This window comes from Flintibacter hominis (assembly GCF_014287965.1).
GTDB classification, from domain to species: domain Bacteria; phylum Bacillota; class Clostridia; order Oscillospirales; family Oscillospiraceae; genus Lawsonibacter; species Lawsonibacter aceti.
Genome location: NZ_JACOPO010000005.1, coordinates 133,387 through 153,416, shown reverse-complemented (window position 1 = coordinate 153,416; position 20,030 = coordinate 133,387). Strand labels below are relative to the sequence as shown.

The window sequence follows — 20,030 nt, the reverse complement described above, 5'->3', positions numbered from 1 at the left end:
CATCTCCCTGTTCAGAATATGGCAGGCTCGCAGGCCCCCAACTTTTTTCTGTGAAAAACATAGCATAAAGGGACGAATGGGGTCTACCATCCGTCCCTGACAAGTTGTCAATCTGTGGTTGCCCCCTTGGGCCTCAAGGCTTTCAGCCTTCGTGGACCAGGAAGGCCGCGCCGGACAGAGGGGGGATAGTCAGGGTGGGCCCCTCCTCCCCGGGGTCCACATGGGCCCGGCCCAGCAGGGGCGTCAATTCCCTGGGAAAGCCCAGCTCCATGGCGGCGGGCCCATCCCCGGCGTTGCAGGCACACAGGATGGTCTCCCCTGCCGCCGACCGGGTGAAGGCCAGCAGAGGCCCCTGGCCGGCCACATACCGGATGTCCCCCCGTCGAAGGGCGGGGTGGTCCCGGCGCAGGGCGCCCAGAGCCCGAAACCAGTCCACTAGCTCCCGGTCCTCGCGGCCCCAGGGGTAGGTCTGGCGGTTGAAGGGGTCCTCAAAGCCTTCCATCCCTGCCTCGTCTCCGTAGTACACGGTAGGGGAGCCGGGAAAGCAGAACAGCAGAAGGGCCGCCGCCCGGAGCAGGTCCTTGCCCCGCCGCCTCTGTTTAGGGGACAAACGGAAGTGGGCCCGCCAGTCTCTGGACTGATCCCGGTACTCCCCTCCTGCCCCCAGCAGGGTGAGGATGCGGGGGGTGTCGTGGGTGCCCAGGGAGTTCATGGCGGAGTAGAAGGCGGAGGGGGGATAATTCTCCCGAATGGTCTCCATGGCCGATACGAAGTGCTCTCCTCCGCCGCCGCGGAAAAAGGCAAGGATCGCGTTGCGCAGGGGGTAGTTCATCAGCCCGTCACAGTGGCCGCCCAGAATGTGCTTGCGCCGTACTCCGTAAGCTACTTTGGTGGAGCCGTCCTCCCACACCTCGCCGATGACCAGGGCGTCGGGCTTCTCTGCCCGGGCGGCCTGGTGGATGCCCGCTACGAAGTCGTCGGGCAGCTCGTCGGCCACATCCAGCCGCCAGCCGTCCGCTCCGGCCCGGAGCCACCGGCGGACCACACTGTTCTCCCCGGCGAAGATAAAGTCCCGGTAAGAGGGACAGCTCTCGTTGACGGCGGGCAGGGAGTAAATGCCCCACCAGCTCTCGTACTTCTTGGGCCACTGGATGAAATTGAACCAGGGGCGGTAGGGGGAGTCCCAGCTCTGGCTGGCCCCCACGTCGGGATAGAAGCCGTCCCCGTTGAAGTAGCGGCTGACATAGCCGGTGTGGTTGAACACCCCGTCCAGCATCACCCGCATCCCCCGCCTGTGGGCCTCGTCGCACAGCCGGGAGAAGTCCTGATTGCTGCCCAGCATGGGGTCGATCTTGTCGTAGTCGGCGGTGCCGTAACGATGGTTCTCCGATGCCTCAAAGATGGGGTTAAAATAGAGGGTCTCCACTCCAAGGCCCTTCAGATAGTCCAGCTTTTCCATGACGCCCAGCAGGTCGCCGCCGAAAAAGTCCCGGTTCCGGATCTCTCCACGCTGGTCAGGCCGCCACTCAGGCAGTTCCTCCCAATCCTGGTGGACCCAGCGTCCTCCTACCATCCCGGCGGGATCGGGGACACGGGAGCGGAGAAAGCGGTCCGGAAAGATTTGATAGGTCATCCCCTCTCCAAACCAGGAGGGGACCTCCTCCGCCTGATAGACGGTGAGTTGATAGGGGCCCAGTTCCTGGCGGCCTCCATCCAGCCGCTCCAGCAGGAAGGAGTACCACACCAGCCCCACATAGTCCCCAGTGTCCAGGCTGCCCTGAAACAGGTCCCGATCCAGCTCCAGACCGCTCCAGAGCATCGGGAGGGACTCAATCTGATCCCCACGACTTTCAAAGCGGGCGGAGAGGGTGGCGCGGGAGAAGCCCTCCACCCTTCCAGGGCGGAGGGTGAACCGGACCTGTGTCCCGGAGGGGACCGCCCCGTAGGGCGTCTTGTACCGGGAGTCCCGGGAGTTATAGATAGGCTGGTCGGTCAAGTCGATCACTCCGGAAATAGGATAAAAGCTTTGCTGGAGCCCACCGCGGAAAGAGAAGTCAGGGCCGGGGGCTGGAGACTTTGCCCCTCCCCGCGCAAGACAGCGCCATGGATTTGATAGGTCAGTGATACTGGTAGCTCCCACCGCCGATGAACTCCCGCAGCAGGGAGTCCTTGGGCACCAGGGCCGGGTCAATGGCCTCGAAATGCTGAAAGGCGTCCACCAGCTGGAGCATCTCGTCATGGCGCTCGTTCTCTTGGGGGACAGAGCGGAGGATGGGGATGGCGTAATTTTTCATAACCGGCACTTCATAGGGGAGGGAGGAGTCAAAGATGATATCCGCCCGGCCCTTAAAGGGGGAGATATACAGCTTCTCTCCCCGGCGGACATTGGCCCACATCTCCAGAGTTTCGGCTACCCCGGTGCCCCGGAAGTTGTAGTCCCGGACCGCCCGGCGGGTCAGCCGCATCCAGGTGCCCTTGAAGCGGAGGACGGCCCCCTCGTTCACGTTGGACCGGGCGGAGATATAGAGCTTGGTGGCCTCTGGGTGGCGGCCGGCGATGTCGTCATTCAGGGCGTGGATGCCCTCGAAAATGGCAATCTCGTTCTTCTCTAGCCGAAGGGGGCGGCCCAGGGAGTCGTTGCGCATCTGGCGGGCAAACTCGAACTTGGGAATGAGGATCTCCTCTCCACGGGACAGGGCGGCAAAGTGCTCATCCAGCAGTTCCATGTCCAGGCACAGGGGGGACTCATAGTCGATGTCTCCCTCCGGGGTGCGGGGGGCGGTTTTTTTGTTCATGGTCTTGAAGTAGTTGTCCATGGCCACCGCGTGAGAGTTGACTCCGCGGCGCCGAAGCTCCTCGGCGATCTTCAGGGCAGTGGTGGTCTTGCCGGACCCGGAGGGCCCGGACAAAAGCACGATGGGGCTGTGCTCCAGATTGCCCAGGATCTTGTCTGCCGCCAAGGACACCCGTTGGGCGTAATTTTCGTCGCACTCGGTCAGGAAGGCGGTCACGTCAGTCTGAATGCGCCGGTTGATCTCCTGCAGTTGATAAGCCATTTGGAACTCCTTTCCCTTGGGCAGGCTGCCCAGCGGTATAGATGGTCAGCGGAAAAACGCCAGCATCTCCCTCTGCTGCTCCGCCAACTTTTCCCCGGCGGACAGGTAGTCCTGGGGATACTTCGGGTTGGACAGCCGGAGGAGCCGGCCGCTCTGGGGATCGATGAGCTTGGTAACGCCGCCCGCCCCCAGAGAGATGACAGTGTGGAGCTCCTCCATCATGACGATGTTGTACAAGCTCTCCGTGCCCGGCCTTGCCCAGCCCACATTTTCCAGAGAGCCGGACATGTACTTCTGCCGATAGAGGTAGTAGGGAAGATAGCCGCCGGACAGGGTCGTGCGGGAGTAGTCCAGCATTTGGGCCACCTCCTCCCCGCCGGGAAGGGCGCCTTTCCTCTGAATCAAAGCGGAGCCCTTCTTCATGGCCAGGGTGTGGACGGTGATATTCTCCGGCCCCATGGCCAGCACCCCATCCAGAGAGCGGCGAAAGCCGTCCAGGGAGTCCAGAGGCAGGCCGGCGATCAGGTCCATGTTGATGCAGTCGAAGCCCACCTTGCGGGCCAGGTCGTAGGCAGTCTGAATATCCCCCGAGGAGTGCTTTCTGCCAATGGCCTCCAGCACATGGTCCTCTAGCGTCTGGGGGTTGATGGAGACGCGGCCGACACCGTGGGCCCGGAGCACCTCCAGCTTTTCCCGGTTGATCGTGTCCGGCCGGCCCGCCTCCACCGTAAGTTCGGTGCATCCCTCCAGAGGGAGGACCTGCTCACAGCGGGTCAGGACCCGGTCCAGCTGCCGGGCGCTTAGGGTAGTCGGGGTGCCGCCCCCCATGTAGAAGGAGCGGATGGTCCTGCCACTCTCCGTCAGTACACGGGCCGTCCCATCGATTTCTTTCAGCAGGGCGTCCACATAGGGCTCCACCAATGTTAATGTCCGGCCCACGTCGGCGGATACAAAGGAGCAGTAGGCGCACCGGGTGGGGCAAAAGGGGATGCCGAGGTACAGGGATACCTCCCCTTCCTTCAGCGACCGCTGGGCGGCGATGCTGGCCTGGGCGCAGTCCACCGCCAGCGCGGCCCGGTCGGGAGAGACATAGTATTCCTCCCTTAGCTCCTGCTTGGCCTGAAGGGGTGTGGCCCCGGACAGCAGGGCGCGGGTGGGCAGTTTCACCGGACGGACACCGGTAAGCATCCCCCAGGGAGGCGTATGGCCGGTGAGCGCACGGGCGGCCAGAAAAAAGCACTTGCCGATGGCCCGGCGGCGGATGCCCTCCCGCTGGAACTCGCCGCCGACCAGAGGAACATCCAGGGAATAGGGCAGGGACTTGCCGCGGAAGCACAGCTCTACGGTGACATGGCAGCGGTCATCTTCCCGGAGGGTGACAACGGCCCAGCTGTCATCCCCAGGGCCGATGGGCTCATAGACGGGACGCTCGCCGGGAAAGAGATTGAGCATTCCCTGCTCTACAACATACCGCTCATCATGCCCGTTCAGAACCAATTTCATAAGATAGTCTCCTCATTGCCCCATGGCTTCCCGGAGGAAGGGGTTGTACTGCCGCTCCCGCTCCAGAGTGGAGGTCTGGTCATGGCCGGGGCAGACGTGGAAGTCCCCTTCCAGATGCCCCAGGCGATTTAGAGAGGACATGATCTCCTCATAGCTGCCTCCCCGCAGGTCGGTACGGCCGCAGGAGCCGCAGAACAGGGTGTCCCCGGTAAACAGCACATCCCCGACCTGGAGGGTGACGGAGCCCTTGGAGTGGCCTGGGGTGTGGAGGACCTGGATAGTGAGAGAGCCCAGAGTGAGGGTATCCCCCTCGTTGTAGTATTTCAAGTCCGCTACCTGCCCGGCCAGGGGAAAGAGCTGGCTTCCAGCCCCGTTGGCGTCCGCCTGGTGGATATAGACCTCCGCCTGGGGCAGGGCCCGGATCAGTTCGGGAACAGCGGTAGTGTGGTCGTAGTGGCCGTGTGTCAGGAGGATATACTCCACCTGTACCCCGTCCTCTTTTAGAACAGACAGGATGCGGTCCCCCTCGTCGCCGGGGTCGATAACGGCGGCCTTGTTGGTGGCTTCGTCCTCTAAAATATAACAGTTTGTGCCGATGGGACCGACCTGCATGACTTTGACTTTCATGAAAACACCCCTTTAGGTTGAACGTGGAGAGTTAAAAGTAGACAGTGGGGGTGGCCGAAGGCGAACAGCCCGCCCAGCGCGGCCGGATATGGTATCTCCGCGCTTCATACTTTTGGCTTTCCTCTTACTGGTCTGTATCGTATAAAATGGTGACCGGCCCGTCGTTAACAGAGGCCACCTGCATATCCGCTCCAAATCGGCCGTGGGCCACCTGAAATCCCCTGGCCCGGCACTGGTCGATAAACCGCTCGTACAGTGGGACGGCAAGGTCAGGCTTGGCCGCCCCGGTAAAGCCGGGGCGGCGGCTCTTGGTGTCGGCATACAGAGTAAATTGGGACACCACCAGCAGAGAGCCGCCAACCTGAGACAGATCCAGATTCATTTTGCCGTTTTCGTCCTCGAAAACCCGCAGGTTGCAGATCTTTTCTGCCAGCTTATCACAGACCGCCGGGGTGTCGCTGGGGCCCACCCCCAGCAGGATCAGGAAGCCCCGGTCAATGGTCCCCTCCACCGCTCCGCCGATGGTGACAGAGGCGGAGGAAACTCTTGTGACGACTGCGCGCATAATTTGACCTCGCTTTCTTAACAATGTTTACAGCAGTGCGAACAGCGAGCTGAACCCGCCCAATATGACAGCAAAGAACAGGGCGGCCCAAAAGGTATACAGGACGGACTTGTGGTCTTGGCCGTCTCCCGCCTCCTGGATAGCCCTAGAGATAGCGGCTACTAGACAAAAAACAAACAAAAAAGCCCATAAGATCCAGGTCCATGCGAAAAAGATTCCGAATACTTTAAACAGCATATTGCTTCCTCCCTGTGGATGTTATTTCCCGGAAGACCGGGCCACATAATAGACCCCCTGGATGTTGTTCAGCTTGTTGATGACGGCGCTCAGTTCCGCCTTGTCCTTGACCTCCACCACGATGTTGACCGTGGCGTGTCCGTCCGGCTGGGAGCGGGCGGACAGGGCGGTCACCTTTACCTTGGCGGCGGACAGAGCCATGGCCACATCCAGCGTCAGGCCGTCCCGGTCCTTAGAGGCCAATTCCAACGCTGTTTTATAATTGGGAAGGTCGCTCTCCACCCAGGACACCTTGACCCAGCGGTCCGCTTCTTCTGGCCGGCGCTTGTCGGGGGAGGCGTTGGGACAGTCCGCCCGGTGGACGGACACGCCGTAGCCGCGGGTGATAAAGCCGATGACCGGGTCGCCTGGCACGGGGGTGCAGCACTTGGCAAATTTGACCAGACAGTTGCCCAGTCCCTCCACCACAATACCGGAGTCAGAGTGCTTGGGCTTGACCTGGCCTGCGGCGGGGGCTGCGCCGGTTCCGGGGACGATCACGCTCTCCTCCAGACTCTTGGAGGAGGCCGCCGCCTTCTCCGCCTGGAGCCGGCCCAGCCGAAGCAGCTCGTCCTTCACCCGCGCCACCGCCTTGACCGCAGTGGTGCCGCCATAGCCGATGGAGGCGTACAGCTCGTCCAGAGTGCCAAAGCGCACTTTGTGGAGGATGTGAGGCAGCACCTCCTCCCCAGTGATGGCGGACAGGGGGATCTTTACATGCTTTAGCTCTGCCTCGAAGGCAGCGCGGCCAGTGGCGATATTTTCTTCCCGCCGCTCCTTTTTGAACCACTGGCGGATCTTGTTCCGGGCCTCGTTGGATTTGCAGATTTTCAACCAGTCCCGGCTGGGGCCTTTGGCGGATTTGGAGGTCATGATCTCCACGATGTCGCCGTTTTTCAGAGGCGTTTCATAGGTGACCATCCGGCCGTTGACCCGGGCGCCCACCATGTGGTTGCCCACAGCGGAGTGGATGTTATAGGCGAAGTCAATGGGGGTGGCCCCGTTGGGCAGGTTGATGACATCGCCGTTGGGGGTAAAAACGAACACCTCGTCGGCGAACATATCCACCTTCAGGGTGCGGACGAACTCCTCAGCGTCGGTATCCTGCTGGCTCTCCAGCAGCTTGCGCACCCACTCAAAGTCCTTCTCTGTCCCCAGCTTTTGGTTGGCCATCCCCTGTTTGTACTTCCAGTGGGCGGCGATGCCGTACTCGGCGGTCTGGTGCATCTCCCAGGTGCGGATCTGTACCTCAAAGGGGATGCCCTCCCGGCCGATGACGGTGGTGTGGAGGGACTGGTACATATTGGGCTTGGGGGTGCCGATATAGTCCTTGAACCGCCCCAGCACCGGCTTGAACATATCGTGGATGCAGCCAAGCACATTGTAGCACTCCGGAATGTCGTCCACGATGACCCGGAAGGCGTACAGGTCGAAGATCTCGTCCAAGGTCTTATTCTGGGCGAACATCTTGCGGTAAATGGAGTAGATGTGCTTTACCCGGCCGTAGACGGTGCAGTGGATGCCGTCCTGGGCCAGCCGCTGCTGGATCTTATGCTGGATGGAGGTCATAAACTCCTCATGGGCGGAGGAGCGGCGGGCCAGCTCGTCCTCGATCTCCTTATAGCCAATGGGGTCCAGATAGCGCAGAGAAAGGTCCTCCAGCTCCCACTTCAGCTTCTGCATACCTAAGCGGTGGGCGATGGGAGCATAGATCTCCATGGTTTCCAAGGATTTTTCCCGCTGCTTTTTGGGGGACTGGTACTCCATGGTGCGCATATTGTGCAGCCGGTCACACACCTTGATGAGGATGACTCGGATATCACGGCTCATGGCCATGAGCATCTTGCGCAGATTTTCCATCTGCTCCTCTTCCTTGGTGACGAACTGCATCTTGGTCAGCTTGGTGACGCCCTCCACCAGCTCGGCCACAGAGGCGCCGAATTTTTTGGCGATCTCCTCATGAGTGGAGGCGGTGTCTTCGATGCAGTCGTGGAGCATAGCGGCGATGACGGAGTCCACGTCCAGCCCCAGGTCGGCGACGATCTCCGCCACAGCCAGGGGATGGATGATATAGGGCTCTCCGCTCTTGCGCAGTTGGCCCTTATGGGCAGCGTCGGCATAGGTGAAGGCGTCGAACAGCCGCTTGGTATCCAGATTTGGGGTATAGGAGGCCACCTTGTCCTCAAGGGCCTGATAACGGACCAGAATAGGGTCCATAAGATCACCTCGAAGTAGAGTAAAAGTTTGAGGAGCTCGCCTTATTCACGCAGGACATCCCGCAGCCGCCGCAGCAGCAGAGAGGCGTCCAGATCCACCTTCCCCTCCAGCCGGTTCAGGGTGATCTGAAGGCGGCCGGCGCTGCGGCCCAGCTGGATCAGGCCCCGCTCCTCCAACACCTCCAGACACAGGAGGGTCCGGGCAGGCACCTCGACCTGCCTTCCGGAGCGGGCCACCGCCCGGGAGATCCGGGGCAGGGTGTCCTCCAGTGGACCACTGGGGGAGCAATGCCGGTCCAGCCATTTCCACAGGCAGACAAATTCCTCCCGGCTGGGCAATAAGAACCGGGCCTCCTGGGGAGTCAGGGCCTCGTCCCGGCGATACTTGTCATAGATGGCCTGCTCCAGCTGTGCCCTGGAGGGGGCGGGGCGCAGGTCGATGATCTGGAGCTGCACGGAGCGACAGCCGCGAAACTCGTTGATCTGGGGATAAAAAGCCGCGTCCACCCGGCAGCCGGGGGACAGGCCCAGCTCCCCGCCGTCGGCGGAAAACCAGATGGCGTCCAATAGAATGCCACGGGACTCCAGTTTCAGCTTCAGGTGCCGGCCCCGGCCCACTTGAGCCATAGAATGGATCTGCACTCCACTGAGGACCAGCACGGGCCGCGGGTTTCCAACCCCACAGGGCTCCAGCCGGTCCAGGGCGGATACCTCCTCCACGGTGAGCAGCTCCGGTGGCACTACCCCATCCGCCTCCAGAACAGAGGGCAGCTCGGTCCCCTGGGCTCGCTCCGCCACCGCCTGTGCTAGAGCCTGCGCCAGGGCGGGGATGCGCTCCTCCCGGACGGTAAAGCCGGCGGCCAGGGCGTGGCCCCCAAAGCTCTCCAGCAGAGGGGCGCACTCCTCCAGGAGTTCAAACAGATTGATTCCGCCCCAGGAGCGGCAGGAGCCCTTGCCCATCCCCTGGTCCAGGCAGATCATAAAGCAGGGCCTAGCATATTTTTCTGCTAGGCGGGAGGCCACGATGCCCACTACCCCTTGGTGCCAGGCCCGGCCAGCCAGCACGAGGGCCTCGGCCTGGGGAGCCTCCCCCAGCCGCTGGACGCACTGCTGGAAGATCTCGCCCTCTACGGTCTGGCGCTCCCGGTTCAGGGCGCACAGCTCCTGAGCCAGCTCCTCCGCCCGCTCCGGGTCCCCGGTCATGAGCAGCTCCAGGGCGGCCTCTGCCCGCCCCATCCGGCCGGAGGCATTGATCCGGGGGGCCAGGGTATAGCCCACCGACACAGAGCTGATGGGGCGGTCCCCCTGTCCGGACAGAGAGATGAGCCGGGCCAGCCCCAGCCGCCGGGAGGGGTTCAACCGGGCCAGGCCGGCGCTGACGATGCGCCGGTTTTCCCCGGTCATAGGCATCACGTCGGCCACGGTGCCGATGGCGGCCAGGTCGCAGGAGGACTCCCACACCTTGCAGGCTCTCTCTGAACCGGCCACGGCCATGGCCAGCTTGAGGGCCACTCCCACGCCGGCCAGCCCCTTGAAGGGATAGGGACAGCCGGGCTGGTGGGGGTCTACCACCGCCACGGCATCAGGCAGAATACCCTTGCAGGTGTGGTGGTCGGTGATCACCACGTCCACACCCAACTGACTGGCGAAGGCCACCTCATCCACGGCGGTGATGCCGCAGTCCACAGTGACGATCAGCGTGACGCCCTGTCGGGCCAGGGAGGCGATGGCCTCCCGGTTCAGGCCATAGCCCTCCTCCAGCCGGCCGGGGATATAGGGCAGCACAGCGCCCCCTTCGCCGGACAGAAATTCGGTGAGCAGACAGGTGGCGGTGATGCCGTCCACATCATAGTCCCCATAGACCGCTATCTGCTCTCCCCGCTCCAGGGCCAGCCGGACCCTTGCCGCCGCCTGATCCATGCCCAGCATCAACAGAGGAGACAGAAGGGACTCCCCTCCGGGGGATAGCAGTTGCTGGGCCTGGTCCCCGCTATGAATGCCCCGGGCAGCCAGGATGGAGGCCAGCAAGGGGGGCAGTCCCGCCCCTTCCAGGGCGGAGCGAAGGGCCGCGTCGGGGGACGCCACTGACCACTGTCTGTATTTCATTGGCATCCACCTCCAGACCATGCAGGATCCCGCCAAAGGGCGGATATGGGGAGTATTAACTTATCTATTATATCACAGTGGCGGAGGGACCATCAAGACAAAATCCCGTTCAGCACCTCTTTTTGCCTGTTTTGTCTCAGTTTTTTCCACGTTGCGGGCTCCCTTTTACCTTTTGGACTGATTTAGGCTTACCTAACAATTCATTCGTCAGATGCACAGAAAAAGCTCCGCCATTGAACAGGCGGAGCTTTTCCCTGGTCTGTGTTCGACCTGTATGCCGAGAGCCTTAAAGGACACATACCAACATACTGATGAAAATTTAGCATGCGCCCTTTCAGATAAGCCCAGTTCACAAATTAAAATGGGTCCGGCTTACTTCGGCAACTCGCTTTCTTCAACGGAAACTGCTTCAAGGTCGATATCGTTCCAATAAGATCCAATGTCTGCACTTGTAAAGTATTCAAAATTACCTGTTGAGGATTTTAGCTTGCCACTCTTTACTCCATAGCAGACATAGATCAATTCATAGGTTGTTCCGTCGGATAGATTAAATCTGAAACTGGTTATCTTCCCGCCTGTGGTTTCTTCTGTCTCTTTGAGTTTTAAGGTTAAACCCTCGAACCTATCATACAAGTCTTTTATGGTTTCTTCTGCGTCAATAACTTTCTTTTCTGCTGAAACAGGCGCCCCCGCATAGCGATACAGTTCAATGGTTTCAACATCTCCGACCTCAAATGGAAAGTCGATATTGACCGTTTTTTCCTTGCAGCCGACCAGCCCAAGCATTAAAATCAACGCTAAAACTAACGCTATGTATTTTCTCATACAGATTACCTCCTTGTTATAGTTCTATTTGCATAGACAATATCAATAAAAAATCTGAAAAACATCTCGGTTTTTATATAATATACCATTCTCGTGATTCTTTCAATGCTTGAAAATAGGCCGTTTTAGCTAAAGCGACAGAGTTAGGACCCATCAGTCCAAATGTAAAAGGGACGTTGTGGACCACCTCTTGCGGCAGGGGGGAAATCGTGATACAATACCCCCCGAATTAGACGCCTGCCTGGACAGGGTGCCAGACAGGCGCGCGATCATACCAAAGGATAGAGACCTATGACGACTTATAACGCCGGACAATATGATATCGCTATCATTGGGGCGGGCCACGCCGGGATTGAGGCTGCCCTGGCCGCCGCCCGGATGGGCCTGCGGACGCTGTGCTTTACCATCAACCTGGACGCGGTGGGTAATATGCCCTGCAATCCCGCCATCGGGGGGACAGGCAAGGGCCACCTGGTCCGGGAGCTGGACGCCCTGGGGGGAGAGATGGCACGGGCCGCCGACCAGGCCTGCATCCAGTACCGACTGCTCAACCGGAGCAAGGGCCCCGCTGTCTGGTCCTTACGGGCCCAGGCGGACCGCCGGGAGTACCAAAAGGTGATGAAACACACCTTAGAGCGCCAGGAGAACCTGTGGGTCAAACAGGCAGAGGTGGTTCAGGTGCTGACGGAGGGGGGAGCCGTATCCGGGGTGGTGACCCACACCGGGGCGGTGTACCAGGTCAGAGCCGCGGTCGTCGCCACCGGCACCTATCTGGGGGGGCGGACCATCGTGGGAGAGGTGGTCCGGGACTCCGGGCCCGACGGACTGGCGGCCGCCCTGCCGCTGACCGCCTGCCTAGTAGAGTTGGGCCTATCGATCCGTCGATTCAAGACGGGTACGCCCCCACGGGTCAACCGCCGTTCGGTGGATTTTTCGAAAATGGAGCTTCAGGAGGGGGACCGGGACGCCCAGCCCTTTTCCTTCTGGACGGACCACCATCTGGAAAACCGGGCTGTATGCTATCTCACCTACACCAATGAGAGAACTCATTCGGTGATCCGGGCCAATCTGGACCGCTCCCCTCTCTATGACGGCACCATTGAGGGCATCGGTCCCCGCTACTGCCCTTCTATTGAAACCAAGGTGGAGCGGTTCCCAGACAAGGAGCGCCACCAACTGTTCATTGAACCCATGGGGCTGGATACCGAGGAGCTGTATATTCAGGGCCTCTCCTCCTCCCTGCCGGAGGAGGTCCAGATTCAGATGCTCCACACGATTCCCGGCCTGGAACAGGCCGAGATGACACGCCCCGCCTATGCCATCGAGTACGACTGCATGGACCCCACCGGCCTGCTCCCTACCTTGGAAACAAAGACGGTGTCCGGCCTATATGGAGCGGGACAGTTTAACGGCTCCTCCGGCTATGAGGAGGCGGCGGTCCAGGGCTTTGTGGCCGGTGTCAATGCCGCCCTGAAGATACTGGGAAAGCCCCCCCTGGTCCTCCGGCGGGACCAGGGATACATCGGCGTCCTCATCGACGACCTGGTGACAAAGGGGACCAACGAGCCGTACCGCATGATGACCTCCCGCACAGAATACCGCCTTCTCCACCGCCAGGACAACGCCGACCGGCGGCTGGCCTCCATCGGGCGGGAATTGGGGCTGCTCTCTGAGACGCAATATGGGCGAGTGCTGGAAAAGGGCCGGGCGGTGGAGCTGGAGGTCCGCCGTCTGGAACACACGGGCACCCCGCCCTCCCCTGAGCTGGACCGGCTGCTGGAGGAGCGGGGCGAGCCCCAGGTGAGGAATGGGGCCAAGCTGGCCGACCTGCTGCGCCGGCCCAGGCTGACCTACGCTGATCTGGCCCCCTTTGACCCGGACCGCCCGGACCTGGCCCCCGCCGTGGCCAGCGAGGCAGAGATCACCATTAAATATGAAGGCTATATCCAGCGGCAGCTGCGCCAGGTGGAGGAGGTCAAGCGGCTGGAGGCCCGGCCTCTGCCTGCGGACCTGGACTACCAGTCCATCCAGGGACTGCGGCTGGAGGCCCGGCAGAAGCTGAATGATATCCGCCCCCAAAACCTGGGCCAAGCCAGCCGGGTGTCCGGGGTATCCCCGGCGGACGTGGCGGTGCTGATGGTATATTTGAAGCAAAATAACAGCATCTGATTTTGGAGGACCATCCATGGATGTTTTTATGCTATGGCACATATACGAGCAAAGAGATGGCACTGGTATTCATAATGAGGAAAAGCTGATCGGCGTTTTTTCCTCGAAGGCCAACGCGCGGGAAGCAATAGAACGATTAAAAGATAAGGAAGGATTTCGGGATCTCCCCCAATGCTGTTTTGAGATTCATAAGACAGAGATGGACCGGATCAGCTGGGAAGATGGATTTACTACGATCCGTTGGAGGGAAGCTGAACCATGAACCTGACACAAATCAAGGGCAATACCTGGGTGCTGGAGGGACAGGAGTTTATCCCTCTTTATAGGCTGGATGAGCGCCGCTGCGTCCTGCTGGACAACGGTCTGGTCCAGGAGCAGGAGGAGCTGGAGGAGAGCCTGAAGGGGGCCGGACTGGTCCCGGCGGGCATCCTGTGCTCCCACGCCCATATCGACCACTGTGGAAACAGCGCCTATCTCCAGCGGAAATACGGTATACCGGAAGCGCTTACCGCTCCGGAAGCGGGGATGTGCGCCAATCTGCTGACGCTGAAGTGCTATTTTCTCACCCTGCCGCCTGAAACGGTGGCGGAGGAGTCCTCCAATATGATTCATACCCCCGACGTGATTATCCCGCCAGGGGACGGCCCCTTCTCCTTCTGCGGCGCGGAGTTTCACATCGTCCACACCCCAGGCCACTCCGCTGGCCACATCTGTACGGTCACGCCGGACAATGTGTGCTATACAGCTGACGCCCTGTTGAGCTATGAGATGATAGAGGCCAAGCTGCCATACAGCTTGAGCCACCAGGCGGCTATTGATAGCCGGGAAAAGCTGCGGGGGCTGGGGTGCGACTACTATATTATGGCCCATCGGGGGGTGTGCGGTTCCGGGGAGATCGACACGCTTATTGAGGAGAACCAGAAGCTGGTTCGGCGCCGGGCCCAGGAGATATTCGAGCTGGTGGACCGGCCCATGACGGCCAGTGAGATCGACCAGGCCGCCTGCGCCCGCTATGAGTTGTACACCAGAAAGAACCGGCGGGCCCTGCGCTTTGAGCGGAATATCCGCTTCTTTGTGGAGTATCTGGTGGATACAGGGCAGCTGGAAATGTCATGCCAGAGGGGCGTAGTGCTGTACAGCCGTCCCAAGGCTTGAGCCCCCTTCGGTCTCTGACAGAAAAAGATAGACAGGCGCTTGTGGAACGGAGCAGTTCCTGATATACTGACTCTAGCTTATGCAAATATGAAAGGAGCTTTTGTCATGAAAGAGATCATTTCCACCGAAAAGGCGCCTGCCGCCATCGGACCCTACTCCCAGGCGGTCAAGGCCGGAAACCTGCTGTTCATTTCGGGGCAGATCCCCGTGGACCCCGCTACCGGCGAGGTGGTAGAGGCCACTATCCAGGCCCAGACGGCTCAGTCGCTGACCAATCTGAAGGCCATCCTGGCCCATGCGGGCGGGACGATGGGCCATGTGGTGAAGACCACAGTGTTTCTCAGCGATATGGAAAACTTTGTGGAGATGAACCGGGTATATAAGACCTTTTTTGAGGCCGAATGCCCCGCCCGCTCCGCTGTCCAGGTGGCCCGGCTGCCCAAGGACGTACTGGTGGAGATCGAGGCCATCGCCGTCCTGTAAGAACTATCCTGCGCTTGCGGCCTGGTTTGGATATATAAGCTATGGTGTTTCAGGCGCGCGTCGGAAGAAAATCGCGGAAAAGGCTTGCAATCCGGGAAAAATTGTGGTACACTTTCCTGTACTTCCGGGTTCGCCTGGATAATTTCTGGAATCTGTGCCCCACCGGGCGTTGAAAGGAACGAAAACAATGCTGAATATGATTCTTACTGTCCTCCAGGTCCTGTGTGGTCTGGCTGTTATCGCTGTGGTTATGCTCCAGTCTGGTAAGAGCGCCGGCCTGTCTGGTGCCATCGCCGGTGGCGCGGACACCTTCCTGTCCAAAAATAAGGCCAAGAGCGTGGATGCCAAACTGGCCAAGATGACCAAGTGGGTGGCCATCCTCTGGATCCTGCTGACCTTGTCCCTGAGCATCGTACACTGATCAAAAAGCGCCCCGTCCATCTGGACGGGGCGCTCTTCTTATCTCCAGGATAAAATACACCGTGTTCTGGCCTCCGTCAGAACACGGTGCAGCTTATTTTTGCAGTCAGGACTTCTTTCGGGAAGCCTCCCGCATCCGGTCGCCGTGGTCCAGCAGCCGCTTGCGGAGACGGAGATTCTCCGGGGTACACTCCAACAGCTCGTCGTCAGCCAGGAACTCCAGGCACTGCTCCAGGGACAGGACCTTTGGGGGCACCAGGCGGAGGGCCTCGTCAGAGCCGGAGGCCCGCATATTGGTCAGCTGCTTCTTCTTGCAGACATTGACGGAGATATCCTCCGCCTTGGGGCACTCGCCCACGATCATGCCGCCGTAGACAGGGGTGCCGGGGCCGATAAACAGCTGGCCCCGCTCCTGGGCGTTAAACAGGCCGTAGGTCACCGCCTCGCCAGTCTCGAAGGCCACCAGCGAGCCGGTGGAGCGGCGGCTGATCTCCCCCTTCATAGGGGCGTAGCGGTCAAAGACAGAGGCCATGATGCCCTCTCCCTTGGTATCAGTGAGGAACTCGTTGCGGTAGCCGAACAACCCGCGGGAGGGGACCAGAAATTCTACCTTCATCCGGTCGCCCACAGGGGTCATCTCCACCAGATCCCCCTTCCGGGAGCCGATCTTCTCCATCACGGCGCCTACACAGTCAGAGGGGACGTCCACCACCAGCCGCTCAATGGGTTCGCACTTCACTCCGTCGATCTCCTGGTACAACACACGGGGCGGGGAGACCTGGAGCTCATAGCCCTCCCGGCGCATGGTCTCAATGAGGATGGACAGGGACATCTCTCCCCGGCCGGCCACGTTGAAGGAGTCGGTGGAACCCTCCACCTCGCTTACCTTTAAAGATACGTCCTTCATAGTCTCCCGGAACAGGCGCTCCCGGAGTTGCCGGCTGGTGACGAACTTGCCCTCCCGGCCGGCAAAGGGGGAGTCGTTGACGGAGAAAGTCATCTCGATGGTGGGCGCGGAGATCTTGACAAACTCGATGGGTTCCACCTTGTCGGGGGCGCAGATGGTGTCCCCAATGGTGATATCCCCAATGCCGCTCATGGCTACGATGCTGCCCGCCTCCGCCTGCTGGACGGGCACCTTGGACAGGCCGTCAAACTCATACAGGGCGGACACCTTGGCCTTCTTGGGGGCGGCGTCCGGGTCGTGGTAGTTACACACCGCAATCTCCTGGTTTTGGCGGATAGTGCCCCGCTCAATCCGGCCGATGGCGATGCGGCCCACGAACTCGTTATAATCAATGGAGGACACCAGCATCTGGAAGGGGGCCTCCAGGTCCACCTCGGGGGCGGGGATGTAGTCAATGATGGTATCAAACAGGGGCTTCAAGTCGCTGCCCGCCACATCGGGCTGGACGGAGGCAGTGCCTTGCCGGCCGGAGCAGAACAGCATAGGGCTGTCCAACTGCTCGTCAGTGGCGTCCAGGTCCAGCAGCAGCTCCAGCACCTCGTCGATGACTTCGTATACCCGCTGGTCAGGGCGGTCGATCTTGTTGACCACCACGATGACCCGGTGGCCCAGCTCCAGGGCCTTAGACAGCACAAAGCGGGTCTGGGGCATGGGCCCTTCGGCGGCGTCCACCAGCAGGATGACTCCGTTAACCATCTTCAGGATGCGCTCCACCTCGCCGCCAAAGTCGGCGTGGCCCGGCGTGTCTACGATGTTGATTTTTACATCGCCGTACTGGACGGCGGTGTTCTTGGCGGTAATGGTGATGCCCCGCTCCCTCTCCAGGTCGTTGGAGTCCATGACCCGATCCACCACGGCCTGATTTTCCCGGTAGACACCGGACTGCTTCAACAGCTCGTCCACCAGGGTGGTCTTGCCGTGGTCCACGTGGGCGATGATGGCGACATTTCTCAACTTTTCATTTTTCATGCAGTGATTCTCCTTACCTATGGCAAAACCACTCGGAGCCCTATTGCCCATGGGGCGCGCCGAATGGCGTGTATAAAATACTGCGCGGGGCAGGAGCTCGTCGGTGGAGAGACCAGCGCCCGCCCAACATCCATTAATAATTTCTCCGAGACACAGGGTCACAGGAGGGACTTGTTCCATGTGGCAGAGGAAGCTTGAGTTTCAGACGTGGTATTATATCTCCAATCCGAAAAAAAAGCAACGGCTTTCCAAAAAAATCAGACTCTATCCACAATCGTTGGCACCATGTTACAGGTTTTTCGCAAAGAAAGGAAACCTATTTCGTCAATTTTCGTCTGACGAAATAGAAAGGCCCTACTGCTTCCCTGGAAGGGGCACCCAGAAAATCGAAAAAATGTTCGAAAAATGTCTTGACAGACTCGAACATCTGTTGTATTTTTAAAACAGAACATTTGTTCCGTTTTGGAGAGACTGAAAAAAGTCCGTTTTATAGGACGTTTTATTTTTTATAGTAGGTTCAAAGCGTTAGGAGGGATCTTGGATGCAGACGATCTATTATACTACCACCCATTTTGTCCGCCACACAGGAAATGTGGTAGATTTGGAGGAGTACCGCCGGAAGCTAGCCCTGACTAGAGAGGGCAACTTGGCCCCTCTGCCGGAGGAGCGGGAGGAACCGGAAGCGCCCCGCCTGCATCTGGTGGCACTTCAGGACCGACGTGCCCGGAACTCCAACAGGGCGGCCCGCCGGGCTTGGGCGCTGGATATTTGTGCCAGCATGGGTGTGCTCCTCATGACACTGACGTTTACCCTTCGTGTGCTGGCGTTGTAAGGCCGTTTTGGATGCTTCCCGCTCATTTCTTCCCTCATCCCGGCAAAATCACTGAAATTTTGGCGGAGGCCGCTCCAATTTTGGGCGGCCCCCGCCTTTTTGTGGTAATTTCCGCCGATGGAAAGAAAAAATACAATATTTTATTGCGGATGCCGGGCTATAAAATTCCCCCCGATTGAGGAAAACGAACTCGTCGAGTTTTGGCAAAGGGGTTGACGTGACGGCGGAAACCGTGTATATTCTACTTTGTAACCAAATTGTAACTCTTTTATCCGATCTGTAATTTTTTCGCGTCGTCGATTGCGAGGGATACCATGAGCGAATATCGGGAGCGGTCACGGAGGAGGTCCTCCGGTCCGCGGCCAAATCAAAAGCAGCCAAAGGAAAAGATCAACTGGGCGCAGCTCCGTCTTGGACTGATCCGCCAGTGCAAAGGGACGGGCGAGTGGGCCCGCATCCATTTCCGCCGCTGGGTCCATGTGCTCCACAGCGAATCGGGCGGCCGGTGGACTGTGGGGCCCGCCTCCTTTTTGGGTGTGTCCGCTGCCCTAGGGCTGGCGCTGACCATCACCACTCTCTACTCCTCCAGTTACGCCGTCACCGTAGACGGAGAGAAGGTGGGCGTGGTGGCCGACCAGGATATCGTATCCGCCGCCATTCAGGAGGTGGAGGCGGAGGGATCCTCCCTGCTGGGCTATGACTACCAGGTGGAAGGGGACATCGACTATCAGTTTACCCTGACGCTGAAGACCGAGCTGGACGGAGAAAAGGAGATCGAAAATTACTTTTACGACCAGCTCAACTCGGTCAGCAACCATCTGCGCAAATACCAGGTGTCCGTGGATGGAGAGGTCATCGGCGTGGTCAAGGACGAGGCTGCCCTCAACGAGATGCTGGACCAGATGCAGGACCAGTACGTCACAGAGAATACCGTATCCGCTGACTTCGTGGAGGATGTATCGGTAGACTATATCTACTCCGCCGACAATATGATGACTGTCGAGGAGATGCACCAGGCCCTGACGGCCAATACCACCGGCGAGACCACTTACACCGTGGTCAAGGGGGATACCTATAACGGCATCGCCTACGCCAACGACATGTCCCTCAGTGATCTGATGGCCCTCAATCCCCAGGCGGATATCAACCGGCTGATGATCGGAGACGTGGTCAACGTGAAGGAGGTCATCCCCACCGTATCGGTGGAGACCGTGGAAGAGGTCACCTATCACGAGGCCATCGCCTGCCCCGTGGAGACCCAGGAGGACAGCTCCATGTATAAGGGGGACTCCAAGATCCTCGTTCAGGGCGAGGAGGGCGAGGCGCTGGTAGAGGCCACCGTTACCTATGTGAACGGCGTGGAGAAGGAGCGGGACATCCAGAGCTCCACCACGCTCCGGGAGCCCACCACCACCATTAAAGCGGTGGGGACCAAGGAGAAGCCTAAGACAGCCTCCAAGGGCTATTTCATCTGGCCCATTAAGGGGAAGATCAACTCCTACTTCGGCGGCCGATATATTTTTGGCAGTTACAGTTACCACTCAGGTCTGGATATCAAGGCCAGCTACGGCGCCTCCATCAAGGCAGCGGACGGCGGAACCGTCACCTTCGCGGGCTGGAAGGGTACCTACGGCAATCTGGTCATTATCACCCACGACAACGGGACGCAGACCTATTACGCCCATAACTCCTCCCTTCTGGTCTCCGCTGGGGAGAAGGTGTACCAGGGCCAAGTTATCGCCAAGGCGGGCAGCACTGGCCGGTCCACTGGCAATCACTGCCACTTCGAGGTCCGCGTGAACGGCAGCGCTGTTAACCCCTTGAATTATCTGAAATAAAAAAGGCCGCGGTCTTTATAGAC

At 59.7% G+C, this 20,030-nt stretch carries 17 protein-coding genes; 7 read left to right on the top strand and 10 right to left on the bottom strand.

What is annotated here, in order from left to right:
• Positions 1-142: 142 nt before the first annotated feature.
• From H8S11_RS09245 to H8S11_RS09205, 9 genes are all read right to left on the bottom strand, one after another.
• On the bottom strand, positions 143-2,005 hold the full coding sequence (locus H8S11_RS09245; RefSeq protein WP_186852964.1) for a glycoside hydrolase family 13 protein: 1,863 nt from the start codon (positions 2,003-2,005) through the stop codon (positions 143-145).
• Between the two features lie 112 nt (positions 2,006-2,117).
• On the bottom strand, positions 2,118-3,056 hold the full coding sequence (locus H8S11_RS09240) for a uridine kinase family protein (protein ID WP_186852915.1): 939 nt from the start codon (positions 3,054-3,056) through the stop codon (positions 2,118-2,120).
• A 45-nt stretch (positions 3,057-3,101) separates the two neighbouring features.
• Positions 3,102-4,559: a coproporphyrinogen dehydrogenase HemZ gene (gene hemZ / locus H8S11_RS09235; protein WP_186852914.1), complete on the bottom strand. Its 1,458-nt coding sequence runs from the start codon at positions 4,557-4,559 to the stop codon at positions 3,102-3,104.
• A gap of 12 nt (positions 4,560-4,571) precedes the next feature.
• Entirely contained in the window at positions 4,572-5,186 is a 615-nt protein-coding gene (locus tag H8S11_RS09230) for an MBL fold metallo-hydrolase (protein WP_186852913.1), read from the bottom strand.
• A gap of 124 nt (positions 5,187-5,310) precedes the next feature.
• Entirely contained in the window at positions 5,311-5,751 is a 441-nt protein-coding gene (dtd, locus tag H8S11_RS09225) for a D-aminoacyl-tRNA deacylase (protein WP_186852912.1), read from the bottom strand.
• A 27-nt stretch (positions 5,752-5,778) separates the two neighbouring features.
• Entirely contained in the window at positions 5,779-5,988 is a 210-nt protein-coding gene (locus H8S11_RS09220; protein WP_186852911.1) for a hypothetical protein, read from the bottom strand.
• A 21-nt stretch (positions 5,989-6,009) separates the two neighbouring features.
• Positions 6,010-8,244: a RelA/SpoT family protein gene (locus H8S11_RS09215; protein WP_147572443.1), complete on the bottom strand. Its 2,235-nt coding sequence runs from the start codon at positions 8,242-8,244 to the stop codon at positions 6,010-6,012.
• Between the two features lie 41 nt (positions 8,245-8,285).
• Positions 8,286-10,349 (bottom strand): single-stranded-DNA-specific exonuclease RecJ, encoded by a 2,064-nt coding sequence (recJ, locus tag H8S11_RS09210; protein ID WP_186852910.1) that lies wholly within the window; start codon positions 10,347-10,349, stop codon positions 8,286-8,288.
• Positions 10,350-10,721: 372 nt separating this feature from the next.
• Positions 10,722-11,174: a hypothetical protein gene (locus H8S11_RS09205; RefSeq protein ID WP_186852909.1), complete on the bottom strand. Its 453-nt coding sequence runs from the start codon at positions 11,172-11,174 to the stop codon at positions 10,722-10,724.
• A 291-nt stretch (positions 11,175-11,465) separates the two neighbouring features.
• Here H8S11_RS09205 and mnmG point away from each other — a divergent pair, with 291 nt between their 5' ends.
• The 5 genes from mnmG (at position 11,466) to secG (ending at position 15,402) form a co-directional block, all read left to right on the top strand.
• A complete protein-coding gene (gene mnmG / locus H8S11_RS09200; RefSeq protein WP_186852908.1) occupies positions 11,466-13,343 on the top strand; it encodes a tRNA uridine-5-carboxymethylaminomethyl(34) synthesis enzyme MnmG in 1,878 nt (625 codons plus the stop codon).
• Between the two features lie 16 nt (positions 13,344-13,359).
• Positions 13,360-13,605: a DUF7336 domain-containing protein gene (locus tag H8S11_RS09195; RefSeq protein ID WP_147572439.1), complete on the top strand. Its 246-nt coding sequence runs from the start codon at positions 13,360-13,362 to the stop codon at positions 13,603-13,605.
• A complete protein-coding gene (locus H8S11_RS09190; protein WP_186852907.1) occupies positions 13,602-14,498 on the top strand; it encodes an MBL fold metallo-hydrolase in 897 nt (298 codons plus the stop codon). The genes H8S11_RS09195 and H8S11_RS09190 overlap by 4 nt, the downstream gene beginning before the upstream one ends.
• Positions 14,499-14,603: 105 nt before the next feature.
• Entirely contained in the window at positions 14,604-14,981 is a 378-nt protein-coding gene (locus H8S11_RS09185; protein ID WP_147572437.1) for a RidA family protein, read from the top strand.
• Between the two features lie 187 nt (positions 14,982-15,168).
• On the top strand, positions 15,169-15,402 hold the full coding sequence (gene secG, locus H8S11_RS09180; RefSeq protein WP_147572436.1) for a preprotein translocase subunit SecG: 234 nt from the start codon (positions 15,169-15,171) through the stop codon (positions 15,400-15,402).
• Positions 15,403-15,507: 105 nt separating this feature from the next.
• Here the strand turns inward: secG and typA are convergent, their stop codons facing one another.
• The gene (gene typA, locus H8S11_RS09175; RefSeq protein WP_147572435.1) at positions 15,508-17,337 is read right to left on the bottom strand and encodes a translational GTPase TypA; all 1,830 of its coding nucleotides are present in this window, start codon (positions 17,335-17,337) and stop codon (positions 15,508-15,510) included.
• Positions 17,338-17,878: 541 nt separating this feature from the next.
• On the opposite strand from typA, the gene H8S11_RS09170 reads away from it, so the two are divergent.
• Positions 17,879-18,169, top strand: coding sequence for a hypothetical protein (locus H8S11_RS09170; protein ID WP_186852906.1), 291 nt, complete (start codon positions 17,879-17,881; stop codon positions 18,167-18,169).
• 314 nt (positions 18,170-18,483) lie between these two features.
• Positions 18,484-20,007, top strand: a complete 1,524-nt coding sequence (locus H8S11_RS09165) for a peptidoglycan DD-metalloendopeptidase family protein (protein WP_186852905.1) — start codon at positions 18,484-18,486, stop codon at positions 20,005-20,007.
• Positions 20,008-20,030 lie beyond the last annotated feature (23 nt).